Consider the following 1,139-nt stretch of genomic DNA (forward strand, 5'->3'; position numbering starts at 1 on the left):
CCTGAATTCAAGTTGCAAATGCAACTTTTTGATTATTTACAACATAATTATATTTTTCATTTGGAGTCAAGTAATTTAGACGCTTTCTCGGCCTATTATTTAGTTTATCTTGAACCCATTGTACTTTTTCATTTGTTATTCCATCAAAAGAAGATCCTTTAATGAAATATTGTCTAATTAAACCATTCGTATTTTCATTAGCACCTCTTTCCCAAGAATGATACGGTCTAGCAAAATAGACATCCAAATCAAGTTGCTCAGCAATCTGCTCGTGTTTAGCAAACTCTTTTCCATTATCTGCCGTTATTGTATGTAGCAGATCTTTTATTGGATTTAGCACATCTACAGTTGCTTTTGCAAGCGGCTGCGCTTCTTTGCCTTCTAAAAGACGTATCCAAACCATACCTGTGAGTCTATCATTAATAGTCAGTAAGGCACCTTTATGATTTTTCCCCATCACCGTATCTATTTCTAAGTCTCCAAACCTTGATTTTTGATCAACAATTGCTGGACGTTTTTCAATACCAATACGGTTCTTTAATTGACCACGAGTATCCTTAGAACCTCCTCTTTTTCTGTACCTTTTTTTATTTCTCCGAAGGTGCGTATAAAGGTCTCCTCCATCTTTTAGATCAGTCCAAATATGTTGATAAATACACTCATGTGAGACACAGGCTTGTCCTTGTGCTTTCATGCGACCTACAACCTGTTCTGGACTATAATCTTCTCTTATCAAAAGCTCTACTTGAGATTTTAATATTGAAGTGAAATTTCGATGCTTTGCCTTTTTATAAAGACGATTTAAGTATTTAGTATGAGCTAATTCATATCTGTATTCTCCATTTCTCAGATCGCAATTTCTCTTTAATTCTCTACTTATTACTGATTTATCCTTTCCGATGGCTTTAGCTATTTCAATTTGTTGATAGCCTCTTCCTTTCATTACCGAAATAGTATATCTTTGTTCTCTGGTTAATTGTCCCATATTACAACTTTAGTTTGGCGATTTTAGTGGTAAAAAAAAGACTTTTATTCCACATAGACAATGGGTGAGACTATTTCTCCTCATTGTCTTGAAAAATTAGATCTCCTTTTTTTATCTAAAATCCCTTCAGTTGCATTTGTTACTTGAATCTAAG

1 protein-coding gene is annotated in these 1,139 nt (G+C 34.0%); it reads right to left on the reverse strand.

Annotation, left to right across the window (positions count from 1 at the left end):
• Positions 1–7: 7 nt before the first annotated feature.
• The gene (locus tag EMN46_RS18555; RefSeq protein ID WP_154202506.1) at positions 8–985 is read right to left on the reverse strand and encodes an IS30 family transposase; all 978 of its coding nucleotides are present in this window, start codon (positions 983–985) and stop codon (positions 8–10) included.
• Between the last annotated feature and the right edge of the window lie 154 nt (positions 986–1,139).

The sequence above is a fragment of the Ancylomarina sp. 16SWW S1-10-2 genome (assembly GCF_009669305.1).
Lineage (GTDB): Bacteria > Bacteroidota > Bacteroidia > Bacteroidales > Marinifilaceae > Ancylomarina.

What these genes read in the sequence shown, in the direction of transcription:
- EMN46_RS18555 (WP_154202506.1), bottom strand. Translation starts at nt 985, where the DNA reads ATGGGACAATTAACCAGAGAACAAAGATATACTATTTCGGTAATGAAA.